The 2398-nt window shown below is 50.0% G+C and carries 3 protein-coding genes; all 3 read left to right on the plus strand.

Translation table 11 applies throughout. The features are described from left to right. Window positions 1-163: 163 nt before the first annotated feature. Window positions 164-514, plus strand: coding sequence for a hypothetical protein (locus tag R8N49_RS24375; RefSeq protein ID WP_318190130.1), 351 nt, complete (start codon window positions 164-166; stop codon window positions 512-514). Between the two features lie 41 nt (window positions 515-555). Beyond that, a complete protein-coding gene (locus R8N49_RS24380; RefSeq protein WP_318190131.1) occupies window positions 556-765 on the plus strand; it encodes a hypothetical protein in 210 nt (69 codons plus the stop codon). Beyond that, window positions 765-2398, plus strand: a 1634-nt coding sequence (locus R8N49_RS24385) for a hypothetical protein (protein ID WP_318190132.1), incomplete at its 3' end; no start/stop codon positions are given. The genes R8N49_RS24380 and R8N49_RS24385, both read left to right, overlap by 1 nt.

A 2398-nucleotide genomic window follows, 5' to 3' on the forward strand; every position in this document is an offset into this window, starting at 1 on the left:
CTTGAATTTCCCAACGGCCGGTGGGCTGACATGATTGTCGTTCTTGGCGGTTGGAGCCATCAAGAGCTGGATAAAGGTCAGCCAATGTACCTGGTAGTTAACGGCAAACAAAACTCAATTGATCGTGGTTACACGGCCCCAGTCTAATAAGGATAATTAACCCATGAATTTAAAAAGCCAACTATTGAAGCCCGCAGAGCTGGCCCCTGTAACGGTCACTATCTTGGGTGGTGAGTTCCCAGCGCGTCGTTTAACTGCCGCTCGTTTGAGTGAGCACGACAAACTGGTGCGAAAGTTTCAGGAGGACAATAACGGTGAGCAGCTAAACATTCAGGCGGCCCAATTAGTGCTGGATTCCATCCTGGATGAAAACAACCAACCAATGTCTGTCAGTGTGAAACCCGCTGACTTGATGGAGGTACATACCCCTCTGGCGATTAACGCTGCTGTTGCCAAGCTGATCCAGATTAACTTCTTATCTGAAGACGCAGAGGACACCGCAAAAAAAGGTTAACCGACGAACCAGCGCTTCACTTTTTCTTTCACTTGGGTGAAGTGCTGGGCATCGTCGACCCTCGTAACCTCTACCACAGCGTGGACAGCGAACTAATGGCGCTATGGATGGCCCATTTCGCATTAAAACGTGAAGCGGCCGGAGTAAGCCAGTCAGGTTTTACCCCTGGCAATGGTGCCCCACAAAGCCGAATCCTTGATTATCAAAACGTTGACCAACAGGTGAACGTCTGCGAAAGGCTGCTTTTGTAATGTCAGATATTGCCAAACTTACCGTGGCGCTGTATGCCAACAGCGCTCAGTTCACCAGTGAACTGCAAAAATCGCAGAAAAAAGCCAAAAACTGGTCTGACTCGATCAGCAAAACCATGTCGATAGCTGCTAAAGCCACCGCTGGTGCTTCTGTAGCGGCGGCAGGCTCTCTGGCTTTGATCTATAACCAGCAAGCGGAACTGATAGACCAAACGGCTAAGTTTGCGGATCGTATCGGTATCTCGACAGAAGCGTTAACCCAGTTTCGCCATGCCAGTGAATTAACCGGCGTAGGCTCGAAAAACCTTGATATGTCTTTGCAGCGCATGACTCGCCGGATTGCAGAAGCGGCTCAAGGCAGTGGTGAGGCGGCGCCTGCACTGAAGCAATTGGGGCTGGATGCTCAAGCACTTGGCAAGATGACCCCAGACCAGCAGTTGTATGCTTTATCTGATGCATTCACACAGGTGGAAAGCCAATCAGAGCGTGTACGCCTGGCGTTTAAGCTTTTCGACTCCGAAGGCGTTGGCATGGTGAACATGTTAGCTGGTGGATCTGAGGGTTTACGCTCGATGGCTGATGAGGCCGATAGACTTGGCATTACGTTGTCACGTATCGATGCGGCTAAAGTCGAAATGGCCAACGACGCCATGTATAAAGTTGGTGTTACTACAACAGCATTAAAACAGGAAATTACGACACAATTAGCACCGATTGTGGCTGCATTAGCTGATGAGTTCGTGAATTACTCTCAGCAGTTTGGCGGCATGAATAGCATGGTAGCTGAAGGTATCCACAGCGTGGTCAACGGTATTGGCTTTATGGCCGATTCTATGCGTGGTGTACAGCTGATCATAGACGGCCTGACCGTTGCGTGGGATGGGTTCAAACTTGGTTTTATGTTGGCTTCACAGGCTATCACTACTGGTTTGCATGAGCTCGGCCAGTTTCTGTTTAAAGTTATTATTTCACCACTCCAAGGCGTACTGGATTTAGCGGGGAACTTCAGTGATGAAGCTGCCAGCATGGCTGCCTCATTGCGTCAGTTCTCTAATATGCCACCACCACAGTTGTTTGATGCGGCAATGGTAAACCAAGCCAAGCTGGACCTGAATCAATCCCTTTGGGAATTACGCGATCTAGCCAGCAAGCCGCTACCTTCAGAAGGTATAGAAACCTGGTACCAGAACACTAAGGCAAAGTTTGAACAGCTGGCCAAGGACTACGCGGGCAGCATTAACTACAACACCCCAGATGCCACACCACTACCAAGTGCAGATGGTGAAGGCGACAAAGAAGATCCAGCGGTTACGGCCTTTAAAAATGCCACTGACCAGCTACAAACCGAATGGCAACGCCGTTTGGCGATCTCCGCAGCCGGTGAGAATGCCGCAAGGGAACAAGAACGATTTGCTTTTGCTGACAGAACGGAAGAGATGTCGCAGCAGTTCCTTGCTGCTTATGAGGCGGCCGCAGGTAACAATGAGCTGCAATTAGCGCTAATGGCGCAACATGCGCAAGCTCAGCAAACCTTGTGGAAAGACCACCAAAAAAACCTCACTGACATTGAGAAATCGGAAGCGAAGGCTCGCCAGGCTGCGCAACTTGTCCAGCTCCGTAATTATTCTGACCT

It is taken from the genome of Vibrio sp. 1978, assembly GCF_033344345.1.